The sequence below is a fragment of the Pedobacter sp. CFBP9032 genome (assembly GCF_034045265.1).
Taxonomy (GTDB): domain Bacteria; phylum Bacteroidota; class Bacteroidia; order Sphingobacteriales; family Sphingobacteriaceae; genus Pedobacter.
In genome coordinates, this window is sequence record NZ_JAXCWE010000003.1 from 1 (window position 1) to 22,127 (window position 22,127).

General features: G+C 37.0%; 19 protein-coding genes. 11 read left to right on the plus strand and 8 right to left on the minus strand.

What is annotated here, in order from left to right; genetic code table 11:
- Positions 1-320: 320 nt before the first annotated feature.
- From SOM16_RS06705 to SOM16_RS06720, 4 genes are all read left to right on the plus strand, one after another.
- Entirely contained in the window at positions 321-887 is a 567-nt protein-coding gene (locus tag SOM16_RS06705) for a sigma-70 family RNA polymerase sigma factor (protein WP_320463222.1), read from the plus strand.
- Between the two features lie 8 nt (positions 888-895).
- Complete coding sequence (locus tag SOM16_RS06710; RefSeq protein WP_320463223.1) at positions 896-1,993, plus strand: S1C family serine protease; 1,098 nt, start codon at positions 896-898, stop codon at positions 1,991-1,993.
- Positions 1,994-2,151: 158 nt separating this feature from the next.
- Positions 2,152-2,787: a peroxiredoxin gene (locus SOM16_RS06715; protein ID WP_320463224.1), complete on the plus strand. Its 636-nt coding sequence runs from the start codon at positions 2,152-2,154 to the stop codon at positions 2,785-2,787.
- 193 nt (positions 2,788-2,980) lie between these two features.
- Positions 2,981-3,181: a cold-shock protein gene (locus tag SOM16_RS06720; RefSeq protein ID WP_320463225.1), complete on the plus strand. Its 201-nt coding sequence runs from the start codon at positions 2,981-2,983 to the stop codon at positions 3,179-3,181.
- A gap of 105 nt (positions 3,182-3,286) precedes the next feature.
- On the opposite strand, the gene SOM16_RS06725 is transcribed toward SOM16_RS06720, so the two are convergent.
- From SOM16_RS06725 to SOM16_RS06740, 4 genes are all read right to left on the minus strand, one after another.
- Entirely contained in the window at positions 3,287-4,471 is a 1,185-nt protein-coding gene (locus tag SOM16_RS06725) for a class I SAM-dependent methyltransferase (protein ID WP_320463226.1), read from the minus strand.
- 134 nt (positions 4,472-4,605) lie between these two features.
- Positions 4,606-5,868: an aspartate kinase gene (locus SOM16_RS06730; RefSeq protein WP_320463227.1), complete on the minus strand. Its 1,263-nt coding sequence runs from the start codon at positions 5,866-5,868 to the stop codon at positions 4,606-4,608.
- Between the two features lies 1 nt (position 5,869).
- The gene (locus tag SOM16_RS06735) at positions 5,870-6,337 is read right to left on the minus strand and encodes a GNAT family N-acetyltransferase (protein ID WP_320463228.1); all 468 of its coding nucleotides are present in this window, start codon (positions 6,335-6,337) and stop codon (positions 5,870-5,872) included.
- The gene (locus SOM16_RS06740) at positions 6,337-7,038 is read right to left on the minus strand and encodes a YggS family pyridoxal phosphate-dependent enzyme (RefSeq protein WP_320463229.1); all 702 of its coding nucleotides are present in this window, start codon (positions 7,036-7,038) and stop codon (positions 6,337-6,339) included. The genes SOM16_RS06735 and SOM16_RS06740 overlap by 1 nt, the downstream gene beginning before the upstream one ends.
- 70 nt (positions 7,039-7,108) lie before the next feature.
- Between SOM16_RS06740 and SOM16_RS06745 the strand changes: the two genes are divergently transcribed.
- From SOM16_RS06745 to SOM16_RS06760, 4 genes are all read left to right on the plus strand, one after another.
- Complete coding sequence (locus SOM16_RS06745) at positions 7,109-7,660, plus strand: DUF4296 domain-containing protein (RefSeq protein WP_320463230.1); 552 nt, start codon at positions 7,109-7,111, stop codon at positions 7,658-7,660.
- 1 nt (position 7,661) lies between these two features.
- A complete protein-coding gene (locus SOM16_RS06750) occupies positions 7,662-10,040 on the plus strand; it encodes an endonuclease MutS2 (protein WP_320463231.1) in 2,379 nt (792 codons plus the stop codon).
- 488 nt (positions 10,041-10,528) lie between these two features.
- Entirely contained in the window at positions 10,529-11,230 is a 702-nt protein-coding gene (locus SOM16_RS06755; protein WP_320463232.1) for a CoA transferase subunit A, read from the plus strand.
- 95 nt (positions 11,231-11,325) lie between these two features.
- Positions 11,326-11,988 (plus strand): CoA transferase subunit B, encoded by a 663-nt coding sequence (locus SOM16_RS06760; protein ID WP_320463233.1) that lies wholly within the window; start codon positions 11,326-11,328, stop codon positions 11,986-11,988.
- A 51-nt stretch (positions 11,989-12,039) separates the two neighbouring features.
- On the opposite strand, the gene SOM16_RS06765 is transcribed toward SOM16_RS06760, so the two are convergent.
- Together SOM16_RS06765 and SOM16_RS06770 are read right to left on the minus strand one after the other, a co-directional pair.
- The gene (locus tag SOM16_RS06765; protein ID WP_320463234.1) at positions 12,040-12,690 is read right to left on the minus strand and encodes a uridine kinase family protein; all 651 of its coding nucleotides are present in this window, start codon (positions 12,688-12,690) and stop codon (positions 12,040-12,042) included.
- Positions 12,687-14,219, minus strand: coding sequence for a LysM peptidoglycan-binding domain-containing protein (locus SOM16_RS06770; protein WP_320463235.1), 1,533 nt, complete (start codon positions 14,217-14,219; stop codon positions 12,687-12,689). Before SOM16_RS06770 ends, SOM16_RS06765 begins: the two co-directional genes overlap by 4 nt.
- A 284-nt stretch (positions 14,220-14,503) precedes the next feature.
- Between SOM16_RS06770 and SOM16_RS06775 the strand changes: the two genes are divergently transcribed.
- The 3 genes from SOM16_RS06775 (at position 14,504) to SOM16_RS06785 (ending at position 19,383) form a co-directional block, all read left to right on the plus strand.
- Complete coding sequence (locus tag SOM16_RS06775; RefSeq protein WP_320463236.1) at positions 14,504-14,983, plus strand: DNA starvation/stationary phase protection protein; 480 nt, start codon at positions 14,504-14,506, stop codon at positions 14,981-14,983.
- 100 nt (positions 14,984-15,083) lie between these two features.
- Positions 15,084-16,919 carry a UbiD family decarboxylase gene (locus SOM16_RS06780; protein ID WP_320463237.1) on the plus strand — a complete coding sequence of 612 codons (1,836 nt, stop codon included), beginning with the start codon at positions 15,084-15,086 and terminating at the stop codon, positions 16,917-16,919.
- 46 nt (positions 16,920-16,965) lie between these two features.
- Positions 16,966-19,383, plus strand: coding sequence for a hypothetical protein (locus SOM16_RS06785; protein WP_320463238.1), 2,418 nt, complete (start codon positions 16,966-16,968; stop codon positions 19,381-19,383).
- A 51-nt stretch (positions 19,384-19,434) separates the two neighbouring features.
- Here SOM16_RS06785 and SOM16_RS06790 read toward each other — a convergent pair whose 3' ends face one another.
- Both SOM16_RS06790 and SOM16_RS06795 read right to left on the minus strand, forming a co-directional pair.
- A complete protein-coding gene (locus SOM16_RS06790) occupies positions 19,435-20,958 on the minus strand; it encodes an outer membrane protein transport protein (RefSeq protein ID WP_320463239.1) in 1,524 nt (507 codons plus the stop codon).
- Positions 20,959-20,979: 21 nt separating this feature from the next.
- A complete protein-coding gene (locus SOM16_RS06795) occupies positions 20,980-21,975 on the minus strand; it encodes a hypothetical protein (RefSeq protein ID WP_320463240.1) in 996 nt (331 codons plus the stop codon).
- Positions 21,976-22,127 lie beyond the last annotated feature (152 nt).

Here is a 22,127-nt window from a genome sequence, read left to right on the forward strand (position 1 = left end):
AGTAGAAGAATCAGTTAAAGTTGTATCAGCACCTTCAGCTTTTTTTTCTGAGTTACAAGCAACAACTGATAAAGATAAAGCTAAAGCTAAGAAGCCTAATTTGAATGCATTTTTCATTTTTGAATTTTTTTAAGTAATTAATTTTCTTGTTAATGCCGCAAAGTTAAAAAGGTAACCCAACAATTTTTAAAAAAGTGAAAATATTTTTTAATCAGCTTTTTGGGTTACCGTTTGTATAGATGAGGTATTAAAGTCTGTTAGTGGCTGTAAATTTTTTTGTCTAATATTGGGTTACTATTTACCGAAAAATGTATTAACTAGTGAATAACAGTTTAAAGAGTTCAGTTCCAACGGATAGAGAGGTTATTTTGGGTATTCTAAATAACTCTGAAGATACACTTAACAAGTTGTACAAGGCTTATTTTGCGATGGTTTTGCAATTTATCCTGAATAATAATGGTGATGAGGACGATGCAAAAGATGTTTACCAGGAAGCGATAATTATTTTATATAACAAAATTAAGGAGGGTAACTTCGAGCTCAGCAGTAAACTTAAAACATATATTTATTCGGTTTGCCGGAGGATTTGGTTAAAAAAACTGAGTCAGAGTAGTAGAAAAACAGGCAATATAAATGATTATGAAGATGTGTTTGCTGTAGAAGAAGACGTAGAAGAGCATGAGGAAAAAGATTTGCAATTTGTAAAAATGCAATCGGCTCTTGATCATCTTGGCGAACCCTGTAAAACCATTATTCAAGATTTTTATATACATAGTTTATCCATGCAGGATATTTGCGAAAAGTTTGGGTACACCAACACTGATAATGCAAAAACACAGAAGTATAAGTGCCTGCAACGGTTAAAGAAAATATTTTTTCAACCATAATCATTGAAATGAGAAACGATTTGGAGTTAGATGCAATTATTGAAGATTATCTTTTAGGTAAACTTAATTTACAGGAAACCGAAGCTTTTGAACAGTTACGCCGCAATGATCCGACTGTAGATCATAAGGTGGTTTCACATAAATTCTTTATGGAATCTATGGAAATGTTTGCCGCGCAAATTCGTCTGAAAGAACAATTAAATAGTATTCACGCAGAGATAGATGTAGATAGTCTGGCTACTAAGCTTGGCCCTCATCCTTCACGTTTGGTGCAGTTATGGCGTGAACATAAGTCGGTAATTGCAGTTGCAGCTTCATTCCTAGTTTTATCGTTGGTTTCTGTTTATTCTATTCAGCATAACACTAAGCAAAAAGAACAGCTTGTTTTGTTGAGCAACCAGGTAAACAAAGCAATCAAAACCCAGAATAGTTTAATCAGGAAGATAAATAATACCAATGCAAGTCCTGGTAAACCTGCAGTTCAAAATAGCTTCGGTGGTACCGGCTTTGCCATTTCTACCAATGGTTATATCCTGACTAACTTGCATGTAATTAATGGTGCTGATTCTTTATATGTTCAAAATAACAAAGGTGAATCTTTTAAAGTAAAATCAATTTATACAGATCCTCAAAATGATATCGCAATCCTTAAAATAAGCGATAAAAATTTCAGTCATTTATCAGCCATTCCTTATTCTATCAGGAAGAATACCAGCAGTATTGGAGAAATAGTATATACTTTAGGTTATCCAAAAGATGATGCAGTTTTGGGTGAAGGGTATGTAAGCTCAAAAAATGGTTTTATTGGAGACACCACGCAATACCAGGTTTCAATTCCTGTTAATCCAGGAAACAGCGGTGGACCACTTTTAGATGCTAACGGTAATTTGGTTGGTATTATCAGCGGAAAGCCAGATCAGACAGAAGGCGCTGCATTTGCCATAAAATCTAAGTATATTTTGGAAGCTATGCGTGCTATCCCTCAGGATTCATTAGGTTCTAATAAACTTTCATCTACAAAGAAAAGCTTAATGTCTGGATTGAAACGTACAAAACAGATCGAGAAATTACAAGATTATGTATTCATGATTAAAGTTTATAATTAAATAACCCAAACAAATTAATATTTGAACCCCCTGTTGCGTAACTTCTTCAGGGGTTTTTTGTACAATTATAATTTCGATGTCTAAATGCAATATTAAATCTATGTATTTACTATAGTATTGATTAGATTTGTTTAAATCAACTTAAAATCAATATTATTATGAGCATAAGATTAGGCGATACCGCACCAAATTTTCAAGCGGAAACATCAATTGGAAAGATAGATTTTTATGAATATTTAGGAGATAGCTGGGGCGTTTTATTTTCTCATCCGGCAGATTATACGCCAGTTTGTACCACAGAACTTGGCCGGACTGCTGCTTTAAAAGGTGAGTTCGAAAAGCGTAATGTGAAAGTACTGGCTTTGAGTGTTGATTCAGCAGAATCACACAAAGGGTGGATCAATGATATCAATGAAACGCAAAATACATCGGTAGAATTCCCGATTATTGCAGATGCAGATAAAACGGTGGCAAATCTTTATGATATGATACATCCAAATGCGTCAGAAACACAAACAGTGCGATCTCTTTTTGTAATTAGCCCTGATAAAAAAGTGAAACTAACCATTACTTATCCAGCATCTACCGGAAGAAATTTTAATGAAGTATTAAGGGTTATTGATTCTTTACAACTTACTGCTCAATATACGGTTGCCACGCCGGCCGATTGGAAAGATGGTGAAGATGTAATCGTAATTAATAGTATTAAAACAGAAGATATTCCTGATAAATTTCCAAAAGGACACAAAGTTATCAAGCCATATCTGCGTACTACGCCACAGCCGAACAAATAAATACTGATTTTTAGATAAATACGCAACATTATCGTTAACAAAGGATCGTTTTGGTCTTGTTGTACCCGTATTTATTATATTTGATTGTCTTGTTCGAAGATTGACGCTTAATAAGTAATTATTTTTTAAGTCTTTTAAGAAAATGAAGAACAAGATCTAAAGAATTATTTATTTATTGTTATTTTTTATTTTTATGGCGACTGGAAAAGTTAAGTGGTTTAATACTCAAAAAGGTTTTGGATTTATATTACAAGAAGATAATACCGATTTATTTGTTCATTTTAAAGATGTATTGGGTGGGATTGATGGCATCCAAGAAGGAGATCGGGTAGAATTTGAGGTAGCCGATGGTAAAAAAGGGCTGCAGGCAATCAACGTTAAAAAGATTAGCTAATTAACCGTTAAACAGAAAGAGCCCTTCTCCATGAAAGGCTCTTTTATTTTACATTTAAATCTGGAATAAAGATCCGATCCATTATTAAATCATGCTGGTTTATCATCAATAGTGTTGAATGATTGATGCTTTGATAATAATATTATCGCCATTGGCTACTTTAGTAAAGATGAAAAAAAGATCGTGATTGGGTGTAATTTTATATTTTTTGACTAAATCTTCCGGTTTTGCCGGATAATTTCTTACCAAAACATTGCCAGTTAAATTATTCACCTTTTTTAAGTCGGCGGCAGTTAACTGATCTTTGATTTCGAAAATTCTTCCAGGAAAATCTTTATTAATCTTTTTACTGCCATACAGTTGTGTCTGCGGATGTAATTTTACCAATTGATACCTGACCGCAATCAGATTAAAGGCGCCGGATTTGAGTAATGCTGCATCTGGCTCGTATAGATATAGTACATCCGAAAGATCATTAATGAATATTGCATCAACATTACTTTTAGCTTTTTCAAAGATAAAAGCTTTTTCCTTTTCATTTAATGATACCGCTGTAATTTCCGGATGACCAGAAAAGCGCTTGTCAATAATCCAAAGTAGCTCTTTACATTCATTTTTGACGCTCACAATGTGTATTTCACTTACGCATTTTAATTCACTCAATCCTGCAGTTATATCTAAGAGGGGAGCAGTTTTAATGATAATCCTTTCCGATTTTTGCAATAATAAATCCAGGTTAGCCGTAACATCTGGCGTGCAGTCTTTCAACATAAAAACTTTTCCTTTATTGGCTCTGCGCGCAGGGTCTACATAAATCGTGTCATATTGTTGTGTGCCATTATCAATAAATTCGATGCCATCAACAGCTTCGAAATGAATAGAAGATGAACCGAGTTTTTTCGCATTATGTCTTGCTATCTCTGAAAGCTCCGGGTTAATTTCACAATGGGTTACCGCAGGAACCTGCTTAGCAAAATAATAAGCATCAATGCCAAAGCCTCCTGTCAGATCAATAAGTGTATTACCAATTGCTAATTTTGATTTATACTGTGCTGTAGTTTCTGAGGAGGTTTGTTCGATAGATAAAGCAGGCGGATAATAAATGTCTGGTGTTTGATACCAGGTAGGCAGTTTCTTTTCGGATTTTTTTTTACTAAGTATCTGTCCGGCTAATTCCGCTGACGTTACCCCTTCGAATTTACTTTTAGCCAAAGCAATCTGATTTACATCTGCATTTAAGTTTGCGTTGATGTAATCTTGGACGGATTTCGCTAAAAGTTCGAGGTTCATTTTTAGAATCGGGTAATTAGTATTGGGTAATTAGTATCAAGTATTTAGTATCGGGTATTTAGTATCAAGTATATAGTATCAGGTATTTAGTATCAGAGTGGACTTATTGCTGAATTCCTAATTCAATTTGTTACCTATTTATTTTTCATTACCATCTGGCAGGTATGGCGGCTTTTCACCTCAAGTAAAATATCTTTATCTACCGTTACCCGATCAATAGTGCTTTGGTTATAATACCTGATGGTTACTAACTCCAGGTTTTTGTTATATTTAACATTAAACTCTGTTGAAAGGTCTTTGATTAATTGCGCTATCCTTTCTGATTGATCATCAACGCTCACCGAAAAGCTGATGGCCGAGTTCAACATGGTATTAATCTTAATTTTATGCTTGTGAAAAAGTTCGAAGATGTTACTTAGATTTTCTTCAATAATAAATGAATAGTCTTTTGGAAAAATAGAAATTAAAGCTTGATTAACCTTAAAGATAAAAGAAGGAATAGGAAGTGGATTATTGTCTTTCGTAATGGCTGTTCCAACACCCTCTGGCTGAATAAATGAGCGTACAAATAACGGAATGCCTTTATTTTGCAATGGTTTTATCGTTTTAGGATGAATCACCGTTGCTCCATAATAAGTGAGTTCAATAGCATCGTGATAGGAAAGCTGGGCAATTTTTTCCGTTTCATCGAACCATTTTGGATCGGCATTGAGTACGCCTGGAACGTCTTTCCAGATGGTTAGCGCTACAGCGTCCAGGCAGGAGGCAAAGATAGCAGCAGAGTAATCTGAGCCTTCTCTACCCAAAGTTGTAGTATAATTTTCGCTCGTGCCACCAATGAAGCCCTGAGTAACGATAATGTAATTATTAAGGAGAGGTACTAAATCGCGTTGAATGATTTGACTGGTTTTAGTCCAGTCTACTTTTCCTTCCCGATAAGTATTATCTGTCTGAATAAAATTTCTGGCATCGGCCCATAATGCTTTGTTATTATTTTCATTTAACCAGGCCGCTACAATTTTAGTGGAAATCACTTCACCAATAGATACAATCTGGTCATAGATATAATCAGCGTCATTATCAGGCTCATCCTCAATTAACCAATCGATCTCTACAAAAGTATTGGCAACATCATCATAAACAGAATTGGATTTACCCTCAAAAAGTTCCTCGATGATGTGAAAATGAAAGTGTTTTATTTCGTCGAAAATGGCATGGGTTTCCTCACTGCCATTTAAATAGGCATGTGTTAATTCTTCCAGCTTATTTGTTATTTTTCCCATGGCAGAAACCACCACCAGCAATTTACCATTTTGGTAATCGCGTACAATATTGCAAAGGTTTTTTACGCCAGCCGCATCTTTTACAGATGCGCCTCCAAACTTAAAAATATCCATATTAAATCCCCTTAACCTGATCTGTAGAAAGTGCCGCATTTAACCAGCCACTTTCTAAAGATGCATGGTATTTATTGTAAAAGTTAATCGCTGGTTCGTTCCAGTCTAACACCTGCCAAACCATTCCATTAAAATTACCATTCTTAGCTTCATCAATAACCTTTTCAAAAAGAAATTTACCAATGCCCTGGCCTCTGAAAGCTTCAGTAACGAAAAAATCTTCCAAATATATGCGCGAGCCTTTCCAGGTAGAGTAACGGGTGTAGTATAAAGCGAAGCCTATAATTTTTCCATCCACCTCAGCTACGAAAGCCTTCCAAACCGGGTTTTCACCAAATCCAGCTTCAATAAAGTGATCCAGGGTTACAGTAACTTCCTCTGGTGCACGTTCGTAGACAGCCAGTTCGTTAATCAGCTCAAGAATCCTCGGACAGTCTATGGCTTTTGCAGTTCTGATATTTAAATTCATTAAAGATTATCTGATGTATTTTTAAAATGTTTGATGGTGCGCTTTCCAAAAATACTACTTCCAATACGTACCATGGTACTTCCTTCTTCAATCGCTATTTTGTAATCGGCACTCATGCCTGTAGAAATTTCTTTAAAAGAATCTTCTTTCGGAAAAAAGCTTGCCTTAATGCCATCAAAAAATACTTTCAATTCGTTAAATTCAATGGTGATTTGCTTTTCATTTTTGGTATTCGTTGCTATTCCCATTAAACCAACAATCCTAATGTTTTTCAGTTCGGCAAATTCGCCTGAGCGAAGTAATTCAATGGCTTCATCATGAGCCAAACCAAATTTAGTTTCTTCGTCGGCAATATAGATCTGCAATAAACAATCTATTATGCGTTTATTTTTTAGTGCCTGTTTGTTAATTTCCTGAAGTAGCTTCAAGCTGTCCACACCATGAATCATGCTCACGAACGGAGCAATATATTTTGCTTTATTGCTTTGTAAATGGCCTATTAAATGCCATTCAATATCCTGAGGTAATTGTGCCTGCTTCTCGACCATCTCCTGCACTACATTTTCGCCAAAAATACGCTGACCAGCATTGTAAGCTTCCAGTATCGTATCGGCAGATTGTGTTTTTGAAACGGCGATCAGTTTGACGCCATCAGCCTCCACTTCGTTTTTATATTGTTTAAGATTATCAGCTATGCTCATTTATAACTATTTTTGGGTAAAATTAACAACCTTGCCGCAATTTGGGCAAAAAATAATATTTTAATTGAGCATGAAAAGATTAATTTGGGGTTTAGTGGTGGTGGTTCTGGCTTTTGGCTGCAAGTCGAAAACACCAGATGGCATCATTGATATCACCAGAATGGAAGGGATCTTATTTGATATTCATGTAGTGGATGGCTATATTTCTACCATTTATGTTCCAGATTCTGCCAGGAAAGTTGCCTCCGCTTATTATAAGGGCATTTATAAAAAGTTCGATACCGATTCTGCAGAATATACCCGGAGTTTAAATTATTATTATCAGAATCCTGAAAAGTTGCAAGAAATGTACAAAGTGATTTCTACTCGTTTAGATAAGCAAAAAGCCAATATTAAAGTGGCTGATTCCCTGTTGCAGAAAAAGAGATTCAAAACAGATTCACTTAAAATAATTAAAAAATTCAAAGCAGATTCTTTATCCATTAGAAAAAAGATGAAAACTGATTCTTTATCTAAGGTGAAAGCCGATGCACAAATTAAAAAGAAAAAAGCACAGGCTGATTCGATTTTAAATACCAGAAAAAATGGTGATTTAAGACCGTTATCAGTAGCAGTACAATAATATGTTATATCCCGAAAATTGTTTAGAACGTTTAGGTTTTGTAGAGATAAGGCAACTTATTAGCAAGCATTGTTTGAGTCCGATGGGGCAGGCGATGGTGCAAAAGATGCAGGTGATGAATCGTTTTGATCAGATCGATAAATTTTTACGTCAAACTAACGAGTTTAAAAGCATCCTGCAGAACCAGGAGCCACTACAAATTAATTCCTTTTTTGATATTAAATCTCTGGTTGATAAGATCAGGGTAGAAGGCACTTATCTTCAGGAAGATGAATGGTTTCATGTGTACACTTCTCTGCAAACTGTTTTTTCTGTTTTGCGGTTTTTTGAAGAGCGGGCGGAGGTTTATCCAACCCTGGAAGCACTTTTTGAACATTTACCCATTGAAAAAAATATCCTCAGGAAAATAGAAACGGTGATTGATCCTAAGGGAAAAATAAAGCTGAATGCTTCGAAAGAATTACAAGAAATTACCTCTTCAATTTCTCGTGCCGAGCAGGATGTGCGGAAGCGCATGGATTCGATTTATAAACAAGCCATTGCCAATAACTGGGTAGCCGATGGAAGTTTAACTATTCGGGATGGCAGAATGTGTATTCCGGTGTTGGCTGAAAATAAACGCAAATTGAAAGGTTTCGTTCATGATGAGTCGGCTACGGGGCAAACCGTTTACATTGAGCCAGAAGAAGTGTTTACGCTAAACAATAAGCTTCGCGATTTAGAATTTGATAAACGAAGAGAAATTATTAAAATTTTAATAGCACTTACTGATGATTTGCGTCCTTATTCACCTTTACTGCTTTCCTATCATGGCTTTTTAACCAAACTGGATTTTGTACGGGCGAAGGCTTTATTTGCTTTAGATATCGAGGCAGAAATGCCTGGTTTACTGAAAGAACCGAAGACAAAGCTAATCAATGCAAGGCATCCTTTACTGGCACTTTCTTTTGCAGCAGAAAAGAAAACCGTTACTCCACTCAATATTCATATCGATGCAGAAACCCGTGTTGTTTTAGTTTCCGGACCAAATGCAGGCGGTAAATCTGTTTGCATGAAAACAGTGGGTTTACTCCAAATTATGTTGCAAACAGGATTATTAATTCCGGTTGATGCGAATAGTGAGGTTGGTGTTTTTGAAAATATCTTTGCAGATATTGGTGATGATCAATCCATAGAAAGTGATTTGAGTACCTACAGTGCCCATTTAAAAAAGATGCGTTATTTCGTAGAGCATGCTTCTCCAAAAACAATGGTTTTGATTGATGAATTTGGTACAGGTACCGATCCTCAATTTGGCGGACCGATGGCAGAAGCGGTTCTGGAAGTGTTGAACAACAAAAAAGTTCGTGGCGTAATTACCACTCACTATTCTAACTTAAAACTATTTGCAGGGAATACGCCCGGTTTAGAAAACGCATCTATGCTTTTTGATAATGCAAAGATGAAGCCGCTTTACATTCTGGAAATGGGTAAACCCGGAAGTTCTTATGCTTTTGAAATTGCGCAGAATATCGGACTCCCGAAAGAAGTTATTCAGTTGGCGAGAGAAAAGACGGGTTCAAACCAGAACCGTGTGGATACGATGCTTGTGGATCTGGAGCGTGATAAAAAGAACGTTTATGATGCAAAGGTAAGTTTAGCCAATCAACAGAATAAGGCTAAAAACTTAATTGCGGAGAATGAAAAGCTAAGAGAATTTTTAGACGAAAATAGGCGGATTTTAATTAAGGAGGCTAAGCAGGAGGCACAAAACATTATTAAAAATGCCAATAAGCTGGTCGAAAATACCATTGCTGAGATTAAAGAAAAACAAGCAGATAAAGCCATTACAAAAGAACTTCGTCAGAATTTGCAGCAAGAACTTATTAAAAATACAGTGCCAAAAGAGCGGCCTAAGCCTGCGCCAATAGTGGTTGGTGGAGAGATTGCAATTGGCGACTGGGTAAAGTTTACTGATAGTGAAACCACTGGAGTTGTGATGGAAATTAACCGCAATGAATTGATTTTAGCCATTGGCGATTTACGTTCTACAGTTAAAAAGAATCGTGTACAGCGGATTAGTAATAAAGAGGCGAAGAAAGTAGTACAAAGCATTGGAAGTTCATTCGCAGGACGAATGAATGATGCTGTTTCAGGTTTCCGGGCAGAATTAGACTTGAGAGGTAAACGTACTGAAGATGCTTTGTTTGAAGTAGAAAAATACCTGGATAAAGCTATTATGTTAGGCTTTCCGTCTATAAAACTTATTCACGGTAAAGGTGATGGGATTTTAAGAAAAATGATCAGAGAATACCTTCGGAAATATAGCCAGGTAAATAGGATGGAAGACGAACATGCGGATAGAGGCGGAGACGGAATTACCTATGTGTATTTGAATTAGAGAAGTAGAAAGGGAAATAGGAAATTGCGAAAAGAGAAATAGATTGGGACGTTATAAACGAAGGATGTTATACGCAAAATAGTTAGGGAAATACTTTATTGTATTAAAACGAATAATGTTAAACGACTAAGAAAATAGATTCATTAAACGAATAACGTTAAACGGTACTTAGGCGAAATACCCAACAGCTTTACTTCTTCTTATCTCCAGGACACTTCTTACAACGCTTCCCTTTTTTATATTTTTCACAACACTTTTTGTGTTCAGCGGTACAGCTGAAAATAAACCCCATTCCTTTTTGAAATTCAGGATCGGTAGGGATAATCATTGTTTTGTCTTCGTCTCTCTCGTAAATCATTGCTAGGCAAAGGTAAGTGTTGTTTAGATTAATTCCAATTTAATGTTATTCTAAAAAGATTTAAAAGCAAATGTTTGTTTAATATCTAAAGGCATTTACTAAATTAGCGAACTAACCAAAAATTCGTAAAATGATAAATAAAGTGGTATCAGGCGCTGAAGAGGCGATCAAAGATATTTCAGATGGCGCTACAATTATGCTTGGCGGTTTCGGGCTTTGTGGTATTCCGGAAAACTGCATCAATGCCTTAGTAGAAAAAAAAGTAAAAAACTTAACCTGCATATCCAATAATGCTGGTGTAGATGATTTTGGTATTGGTTTGCTGTTAAAGCAACATCAGGTGAAGAAAATGATTTCTTCTTATGTTGGTGAAAATGCTGAGTTTGAAAGACAGTTGTTGAGCGGAGAACTGGAAGTTGATCTCATTCCGCAGGGAACACTCGCAACCCGCTGTATGGCTGCAGGATATGGTATGCCAGCAATTTTTACACCAGCAGGTGTGGGAACCGAGGTTGCTGAAGGTAAAGAAATTCGAAATTTTGATGGGAAGGATTATCTGCTGGAATATGCATTCGATGCAGATTTTGCCATTGTAAAAGCCTGGAAAGGCGATGCTGCAGGTAATTTGGTATTCCGGTCGACCAGTAGAAACTTTAATCCGGTAATGGCAATGGCCGGAAAAATTACTATTGCTGAAGTTGAAGAGTTAGTGGCCGTTGGAGCATTAGATCCAGATCATATTCATACACCAGGAATTTACGTTCATCGCATCTTTCAGGGCAAGGATTATGAAAAAAGAATTGAACAGCGAACTGTTCGTGTGAAGCCTTAAGGCCTGCATTCGCACCATCCATTCATTCATTCAATCAATCAATCATTCACTCATTCAATCAATCAGTCACCCATTCGATCCCTCAAAATCATTTTATGCCATTATCTAAAGAAGAAATAGCGAAACGCATCGCAAAAGAAATAAAAGACGGTTATTATGTAAACCTTGGAATAGGAATTCCCACCCTGGTGGCTAACTATATTCCTAAAAACATAAATGTTGTACTACAATCAGAAAATGGCTTGTTAGGCATGGGGCCTTTTCCTTTTGAAGGGGAAGAAGATGCCGATTTAATCAATGCCGGAAAACAAACCATCACCACCCTTCCTGGTTCATCTATCTTTGATTCGGCCATGAGTTTTGGGATGATAAGGGCACAGAAGGTAGATCTGACTATATTAGGTGCAATGGAAGTTTCAGAAAACGGAGATATAGCCAATTGGAAAATCCCGGGCAAAATGGTGAAAGGAATGGGTGGCGCCATGGATTTGGTGGCCTCCGCTAAAAATATCATTGTAGCCATGCAACATGTCAACAAAGCTGGCGAAAGCAAATTATTAAGTAAATGTACACTGCCGTTAACGGGGGTAAAATGTATTAAAAAGATCGTTACCGAAATAGCAGTACTTGCTGTTTTGCCTGAGGGTGGCTTTCAGTTGCTAGAACGGGCACCGGGAGTGAGTATTGAATTTATTCAACAATCTACTGCAGGTAAATTGATTGTAGAAGGGGAAATTCCGGAAATGAATTTTGATTAAATTAATTTCTTCTAAACGAGAAAAGGATAGCAGAAGCTATCCTTTTCTCGTTTAATATATGTTTACCAAAATATTGTTCCGGAGATCATTTGAAATGTCTTCCGTAATGGCAATTAATTCATCTGGTTCGTTAGTGTTGTTCATCACCACCTTATCGCAATTATCTCTATAAGGTAAAAGATATTCCTTATAGGCAGGTACAACATGATTATGCCACTTGTAGATCACATCTTCTTCAGGATAACCACGTTCTAGGCCATCACGTTTAACACGACGGTCTAACGCAACCTGTTCGTCGGCATCAACAAAAATAGTATGGTCTAACAAGGCGGCAATTTCTTGAAAGTGAAGAATAAAAAGACCTTCTACAATAATAATTGGAGCAGATTTAATTTCTAAAATCTTAACCACTGCAAGTGGGTTATTGAAACTATATTCCTTTTTATACACCACCTCGCCATTCAGCAACTGCTTAATATCTTTCAGAAATTGTTCGCTATCTATGGTAGACGGGAGATCAAAATTATAGAGTTTATTTTCTTCCTGTGTCATGTCTCCTGCCGGGATGTAATAATCATCCTGGGAAACCAGTGTTACTTCATCTTGTTTAAAATGGTGAAGAAAGCAGTTCAAAAAAAAAGTTTTACCAGATCCGCTACCGCCGGCAATACCAATCACAAAGGGTTTTTTGTTTAAACTCATTGAGCACTATAGGTTAAATTACATAAAAATCGCTTGTCTAAAGCACCTAATGAATCGGCAACAGCTTTAGTCATTACAATGATAACATCTTTTGTCGACTCGTTCTCTGTAAATTTACCAACAACCTTGGCGAAGGTGGTACGATTTGTCATTGGGTTCGTTAATTTAATTACACGTCCAACAGGTGCACTGCGGTGTAAAACTAACATTTTGGTGCCATCTAAATCAGCATCAGCAATCCATATGGCGGTGCCTTTTTCTTCAATCTGGCTCAAACCATAAACACTCGGATCGCGACGAAGTTTCGGATCTTTCACCATCGTGCTATCTGGTTCATTTTCCTGCTCCTCTTTAGACAAGTCATTAACTGATCTTGGCTGTGGCGGTCTAGGGATGATTAATTTCTGATCAGTTTTAATGGTATTTTCATCCATTTTATTTGCTGATCTGATTTGATAAGCGGTAATATTATATTTTTTAGCAATAGTAAAAATGGTTTCACCGTCAGATACGGTATGGATAAAGCTTTCATCTTTCGATGCAGGCGCCGGTTTAGCTGTTTGTTCGGCTTGTTTTTCCTTTGGAACCTGAACTTCGGTAACAATTCCACCTGGAACCTTCAAAACCTGGCCTATGGTAATGGCATTATCTGGTAAGTTGTTTAACTTTCTCAACTGGTAGGCTGTAACACCATACTGTTTAGCAACAGTAAAAATGGTTTCGTTTCTTAGTACAGTATGCGTTCCAGATGCATCTGGAGCTTTTGCCGTATCGGTATTTGCCGGCGTTTGTTCTGAAACACTCACTACCTTGTTTTCTTCTACGTTTTTAGTAGCAGGGATTTTTAACTTCTGTCCGATACGGAGATTATTTCCCGATAGGTTATTGGCTTTTTTAACTTCCTCTACGGTGGTACCATATTTCTCAGCAATTTTACCTAAAAATTCTTTTGACGCTACCGTATGTTCGATCATGGTTGGATCTGTTGCAACTGCAGGAGTTTGTTGAGGCGCCACAACTGGTGTTTCTGGCTTTGCCGTTTGTGTAGGTACGGTCGGAGCATCTGCTACGGTCGTATTTTTTGAAGCAATTTTAAGCACCTGGCCAATGCTCAGATTATTGCCTTTGAGATTGTTCAGTTTTTTAATTTCGTTAACGGTTGTACCGTATTTTTCTGCAATGGCATTTAAATTATCCTTTGCTTTAACGGTATATTCAATTATGCCGCCATCTGTAATAGTGGAAACAGTGGGAGTGCCAGGAGTTGATCCCCAGGGAAGATTAGTAGGAATTTTAATGATTACCCCAATTTGCAGATACTTGTTTTCGTTGAAAGCCATGATATCTTTTGGAGATACATTGTACCTTCTTCCAACAGAATAATAAGTGTCTTTGGCTACAATTTGATGAACAATAAGTTTTTTGCCATTATTATTTTCTACGCCGATAGAGTCTCTCGCTGTGTTGGCTTTCGCATTTGCAATATTTAAAGCAAATAGAACAACAGCAGATAAATATATTTTGTGCATTTATTTTTTATAAATTTCTAAGTCAAATTAAGCAATTATACGAATAATATTATTAAACATATCCAGATTCTGGAGGCAACATCAACTGAGGAGATCTTTCTTTAAAGTTGCTTTTTAATCTATATAATTCATTCACAATTACTTGTAAAGGCATTAATTGCTATGGTATTGATTAATAAACGCACTAATAAATAAGGTATTGCATGGATGCAGGTTTAGATTAAAACTTTTATAAAACTTGTTTGTTACGTTCACATTAAAACAATAATAAATACTGTAATAAAATGGACGCTAAAGAAATAAGCTTAAACGAAAAAGAGGTTAAACCGGTAGTTGATCTTTTAAATGATTATTTGGCTAATTATCATATTCATTACCAGAAATTAAGGGGATGCCATTGGAATATCAAAGGACAAAACTTTTTTACGCTTCACGTAAAGTTCGAAGAATTATATACTAATGCACAATTAACAATTGATGAAATTGCAGAACGTGTGCTTACGTTAGGGAAACCGCCACATAGCCGTTTTGCAGATTATATTAAGGAATCGCAAATTAAGGAAATTGATACCATCGGCATGAAGGATCTTGATATGGTTGATGCCCTCCTTGATGATATGGCGAAATTAATAGAAATCGAAAGAGCGCTTTTAGAAGCAACTGATGAAGCCGGAGATGATGGGTCTAACGATATGGTGAACCGTTTCATGCAGTTTAAAGAGAAAAACACATGGATGTTGCGTTCTTTTGCTGGAAAAAAATAACACTATAATTAATGTAAAAGCCTCAGGTAAATTGATTTTATAAAATCTGTTTATCTGAGGTTTTTTGTTTTTCCAAAATTCTAAATATTTATCTTTGGACATGGCGTACAAAAGTTTAGCAGAATGTGTATCAGATCTTGAAAAAAATGGTCATTTAATCAGGATAAAAGAGGAGGTAGATCCTCATCTGGAAATGGCTGCTATTCACCTGAGGGTTTACGAAAATCAGGGGCCGGCAATATTGTTTGAAAAAATTAAGGGAAGTCCTTTTCCTGCAGTTTCAAATTTATTTGGTACGTTGGAGCGCTCTAAATTTATTTTTAGAGATACTTTGCCCAAAGTACAGCAACTGGTTTCCCTGCGGAATGATCCAATGAAAGCATTGAAAAATCCTTTTAAATATGCAGGTTCGGCCATGTCTGCTTTATCAGCGCTGCCAATGAAAACGCCGGCTGCCAAAAATAAGTTTTTAAAAACCACAATAAGTGCCTTGCCGCAGGTTGTTAACTGGCCAATGGACGGAGGGCCATTTGTAACGATGCCGCAAGTGTATACGGAAGATGTGGAAAAACCTGGAATCCTGAATGCAAACCTGGGAATGTACCGTATTCAGTTAGCTGGTAATGATTATATAAAGGATCAGGAAATAGGTCTACATTATCAGATTCATAGGGGAATTGGCGTTCATCAATCGAAAGCTAATAAGCTCGGACAGCCCTTAAAGGTGAGTATCTTTGTAGGTGGTCCGCCTTCGCATCCTTTGGCTGCGGTAATGCCTTTACCAGAAGGTTTATCTGAAATGACGTTTGCAGGTGCGCTGGGCGATCGCAGATTTCGTTATTTTTATGATGATGAAGGTTTTTGTATATCGGCAGATGCTGATTTTATCATCACGGGAACGGTTTACCCGAATGAAAATAAAGCTGAAGGGCCTTTTGGCGATCATTTAGGCTATTATAGTCTAACCCATCCTTTCCCTTTGATGAAAGTGCATAACGTTTATCATAAAAAAGACGCCATCTGGTCGTTCACGGTTGTTGGCCGTCCACCCCAGGAAGATACCAGTTTTGGGGCATTAATTCATGAAATTACCGGTTCTGCTATTCCACAAGAAATTCATGGTTTGAAAGAAGTTCATGCGGTTGATGCAGCTGGCGTTCATCCACTTCTTTTCGCCATTGGCAGTGAGCGGTATACACCTTATTTAAAAGAAAGAAGACCACAGGAAATTTTAACTATTGCCAATCATATTTTAGGTAAAAATCAACTTAGCCTTGCCAAGTATGTTTTCATCACTGCGCGGGAAGATGATGAAAAGTTAAGTACACATCATATACAAGAATTTTTGACTCACATTTTAGAGCGAATAGATTTAACCCGAGATGTACATTTTTATACGAACACTACAATTGATACTTTAGATTATAGTGGGGATGGTTTAAATAGTGGCTCGAAGGTAGTAATTGCCGCTGCAGGCGAAAAAAAACGCGAGCTTTGGGATAAAATCCCTGCTGATCTTAAACTCGGAGATGGTTGTTATACCTCAAAAATTGCTATCCCGGGCGTGTTGGTTTTGGAGTGCGATAAGTACATCAGCGTGGAAAAAACGGCAGCTGAAATCGCAGCACTAAACATTTCTTTAATTGATCAGGATCTTCAAGGTTTGCCTTTCATAGTGATTGCAGATGATGCCGAATTTACGGCAGCCACTATCGATAACTTAGTTTGGGTGACTTTTACAAGGAGTAATCCGGCGGCAGATATTTATGGCGTAAATGATTTTACTATCAATAAACATTGGGGATGCAAAGGCTCGTTAATTATTGATGCCAGGAAAAAACCACACCATGCACCGGAATTGATTAAAGATAGCAACGTTGAGCAAAAAGTTAATGAATTAGGAAAGCAAGGCCAGGCGCTTTATGGTGTGATTTAATTGATTAATCGGAAAAAAATTTCGAATTTTAAGCATACTACCCATTATGCTTTCAAAATTCATTTCTATTTGTTGCTTTCTTTTTTGTAGTGGTTTTGTGCTGGCACAAAACCAGGAGCTGGATAGTGTAGCTTACAACCTGCAGCGATATAACCTGAATACACCTCGGTCAAGTCTGTTTATTCATTTTGACAAAAATATCTACACCAATAATGATCAGGTTTGGTTTACAGGCTATTTGCTTAATACCATAGCGGAAGCTGATCGATATCATACGCTTTATTTATCATTAATTAACAACGCAGATACTTCCATCGTTTTAGCGGAAAAGTTCCTTATCAAGGAAGGTATTGCTTTCGGAAGTTTAGTGCTGCCTGATTCGCTCCCAAGTGGCGAATATCGGTTTGTTGCCCATACTAACATTAAGATTAACGATCAGTTTGATGGCGCGTTTTCGCAACAAATTACGATAAAATCGACTACAAGTAATCCCTTAATTGCCAACGTTTCTATTGTTAAAACTTTCGATGAACAAACAAAAAATGGAACCGTGTTGTTGCAAATTTTATCTGGTAATAATCGTTTTGTAGAAAACGCCGAGATCAGTTATCAGATTGGCAATGCTGACCAAACTATCAGCATCGGTAAAGCAAAGAGCAGTGTGATTGGTGAACTGATGATCAATTACCCGGCTGAACAAATTACGAAGGAAAACAAGTTGCTTAGAATCTCTATTAAAAAAGATAATCTTATTCGCTATGTAAATTTTGACTTGCCAGCAAAAGATGAAAAGCAGTATTCACTTAATTTTTACCCAGCAGGTGGACATCTCGTAAATGGCCTAACAAATGAAGTTGGCCTTGAACTCAAATCTAAGAACGGAAATGCAGTTCAGGGTAAAGTTGTTTTATATGGAGATGATGAAATTCTTGATACAATTAGTACCAACCCACAGGGTATTGGACGTTTTCTTTTTAGACCAGATCAGGGCAAACATTATTATGTCAAAGTATTCGGCGCGCAAAGTAAAACGCAGCAATATGATTTACCTACAGTCCAAGATCATGGTTTGGCACTCAGACTAGGATCTGCAATTTCAAATCATGAATTAAAAACACAGATAGAAAGTAATCATCAGCAACAAGTTTACGTGGTAGTTCATGATTTTTTAAACATTTTATTAAAGTCTAGCTTTAAGCTGCTGGCTAACCGACCTCAAAATATGCGGTTTAAACTTGATTCCCTACCGATTGGTCTGTATGCGGTTACGGTATTAAATGAGGAATACAAGCCCATTGCTGAGCGAATCTTTTTTGCACACTATAATAAGATTAACCGTATTTCGGTAACTTCAGAGAAAGAAAATTATACTACCCGGGATTCGGTTGAGGTTGATCTTCGCGCTTTTGGAAAACAGGATAGATTATTGCAAGGGTTAGTTTCTGTGAGTTGTGTTCAGGCGAATCGATTGTCAATTAATAACAATCAAAACATAACCGATTTTTATTTCTTTCAGAAGTTACTAACTGATCTGCCTCCTCACCAATCTAATTTGAAGTATAATGACATTAACTACCTGAATAATATCTTGCTGGTAAAAGGATGGAGGAGGTACCGGTGGCCGACAGAAAAACTTCCTGACGAAAGTCCGAAATTTTCATCTCTAGAATATAGTGGTCAGGTTTTGAAAAGAAATAAGCCACTAAAGTTGCCGCTTGTATTGAATACTTTTGGCGCCTCCAATATTAATGCAATTCAAACCGATAGTACTGGAAAGTTCAGTTTATCAGCTGACGATCTATTATCCGCAGATAGGGGTAGAGTTTGGTTAAACATTGGTGATAAAAATTATGCGGATTATACCATCCATTTGAATGATCCTTTTCATGAAGTTAAAGGAAAATTGAAAAATCAAATATTTAGTACTCAAAAAAATGAATCAACACAGCTGAACGATTTAAATCCATCGATAAATGTGAATAATGGTATTAAGTTAAAAGAGGTAGTAATTAAATCTAAAAAAGATGAACTTATCCATTTTGCTGATCGTGGATCTAACAGATGTGGCGATTATGTATGCCGTTACAAAATTTTTAATTGCGTAAACCATTGGATGGATGGGGATAATGTAAAACCAATAAAAGGGCAACGTTATGTAAAATCCGGTGGAGGCACAATTATATACGCTGGTTGTACCGAAGTTGATGATAAGCCAAATTTAAAGATTTTAAAAGGCATTAGCCTGGCTAAAGAGTTTTATATGTCTGATGTTTCCAATATGGACGAACCGATTAGTTTCCCAACGGTGTACTGGAACTACCAGGTAATGCTTAATCAATCGGGTAGCACTAAGTTACTTTTTAATACAGGAGATGTTAAAGGGAAATTCAAAATCATTGTACAAGGCATCACTTCGGAAGGCGTGGCTTATGGGGAAAAGGAGATAAATGTGGTTGCAAAATAAAAAGAGCCTTTGGTTTTTAAATCAAAGGCTCTTTTATTAAAAATTTTTAACTTAAAATCTTACTCCGAAAGTTAAGTAAACATTATCTCTGGTGCTTTTTACATCAGCAACAGGTTCTGAGAAATCATAAAGCTCGTATGGTGATGAATTATAATTGGTCTTATAGTTTTGATAAGCTACATCGAAATAGTAATTATTTACACGGTAACCAATACCTCCGGTATAATACTGACCTTGATAAAAAGATTTATCGCCACCTTTAATACCATTTCCATTTAATCCGTAACCACCTCTTAAGCTGATTTCCGGAGTAACTTTAACCTCCGCTCCAACTCTGTAATTTACTGCTTCTTTATAATTATTTTTAATATCGCGATTGTTTACGCTTATCGAATTTAAATCAGATCCGTTATCAGCAGAAAAGCGGATAGAAGAATAATCAATATAATCAACATCAGCAGAAATTAAAGCCATTCCACCAATTACATAACTTAAACCAGCTGACGCTTTTAGCGGCGTACGTAAATTGTAGGTGAAAGTATAGTACTGAGGGGCATTATTATATGAATCAGCACCGTTAGTGGCATTTCCGGCTAAATTCGCCTGCAATGTTTCAGCGGTATTATCCTGAAGATTCATCCAAGTTGGTGTTTGAAAATTCAAACCAATTCGCAAGTCACTGGTCGGTCTGTAGATCAAACCCAGTTTAAGATTAAAACCTCCACCTTTTGTCTCCTGATTTCTCAATTGTGTTAAATTATAATTTTCGTTTCCATTGAAACTATTTAGCTTTTCATCAAAGACGTTTGTAATTCCAGATTCTGTAAAAACGGCATCGCTAGTATATCTAACATTTACAAAACTAGCTGTTGCACCTAAATATAATTTATTTGAAAAATTCAAAGCACCTGCCACATTAAACTCCGAAGTAGAACCAGATCTATTTTCAACCCAGTTTTGGTTAAAGTTGTTGTTTCCAAAAGGAGCCGCAGAATAGCTATTTGTAAATCCCGGTGCGCCATAATTAATTAAGTAGCTATTGTAAGCATCACCAGCAATAGTTCTATCAACACCAACATCATTCGCCTGATCGACGTAGGCATTTCTGATTGAATTGTTGTTATTAACACCATTGTAAGCAATATTGCCTAGAAAATCATTGTTTCTGGTATAACTGACGCCGAAAACGGTACTCACCAAACCTTTATTTACATCCGAGCCTTTCATTTTGGCTGCGGGGCTATAGAATACAACTCCTAAATTATTTAAATTAATTTGGCTTTTACTGGCTTTTGTATTGGTTCCTAAGAAAGCGCTATTATTATCAACAGAATTGAATTCAGGTGTAATACTGAATTCCGATTTCGTAAATAATCCTAAACCCGCTGGGTTAGCACTAATGGAACTGATATCGCCACCTACACCAATTTGTGCACCACCCATTCCTTTGAAACGGGCGCTACTACCATAATTGGTTTGAGAAAAACGGAATGCATCGGGAGCATAACTTTGTGCGTGCAATGAACCTACAGAAGCTACTGTAGCCACTATAGATGCTAAAATGTATCTTTTCATTTGTTGTTTGTGTTGCTAATATTAACCTCTTCCCGCTCTTGATGGTCTACCACCACCGCCTCCGCCGCCGAAGGAACCACCTCCGCTACTGCCTCTACTTGCTGGAGGAGCTGAGTAGGTTGGTCTGGTTTCTTGTCTCTGAGGTTGAGGTGCATAATTCTCGTTTCTGCCTGGTCTGCTAGAATTTGCATCTGGTCTTGAATATCCTCCAGATTGTCTTCCATCGCCATTAACCTGACTTCTTGTTGGTCTGCCTGCATTATAATTAGGCGAATATCCCTGTCTGTTGTTACCGTTTTGAGGCGCTACACCAGATCTGGTTGGTCTGCCAGTATTTGTACTTCCATTATTACCGTAACCCCTGCTGTTTAGGGTGTTTCCTGGTCTTGCTCTGTAGTTATTGTTTCCTGAATAAACGCCGCCACCGTAGAATCCGCCGCCATAGCCCCAGCCTCCGCCGAAACCACCGCCGCCCCAACCGAAGCGATCGTAATAAGAATAAGGTCCCCAATTATTCCAACCAAAGTTGTTCCATCCAAAGCCCATGTTACCATAGTAAAAAGGATTATTCCACATGCTACCGTAACCAAATCCTAAACCGAAACCACCGCCCCAGCCACCTAATCCATAACCACTACTCCAGCCCAAACCACCATAACCTAAATAATTGGTGGCGCCGTAAGAATTGCCATAAGAAAAGTTGTCATAGTAAGGATCATAATATCCACGCCAGCTAGTGCCGTTAGAAAAACGATTGATCCTGGATGAATAATCCATGTCATAATAAGGATTACTGGTTCCGTAATATTCATCGTAACCATCCTGATCCTGACCTTGATCCTGGTTTTGGCTTTGTGCGTATTGTTGTTGAGGGATTATCTCCACCTCTCTGGCCTTTGCCACAGAATTATAAACATCATCATTTTGACTGGTTGTGGCCAATTTCGATGTCGAGCATGATGCCACCAGTCCTGCGGCGGCAATCATAACAATGGGAAAAATTTTAATTGGTTTCATTGTGCTTATATTTAGTTGTGTGTGTTTTACTTATTAATTTAACGAACGCTAAAGGCAATAATTTCACTCAATTACTAAGATATCGTAAATGCCAGCAGTTGATAATCGTTTTGTAGGCATAAATTTATAAATTTGTGATCTAATTTCACATT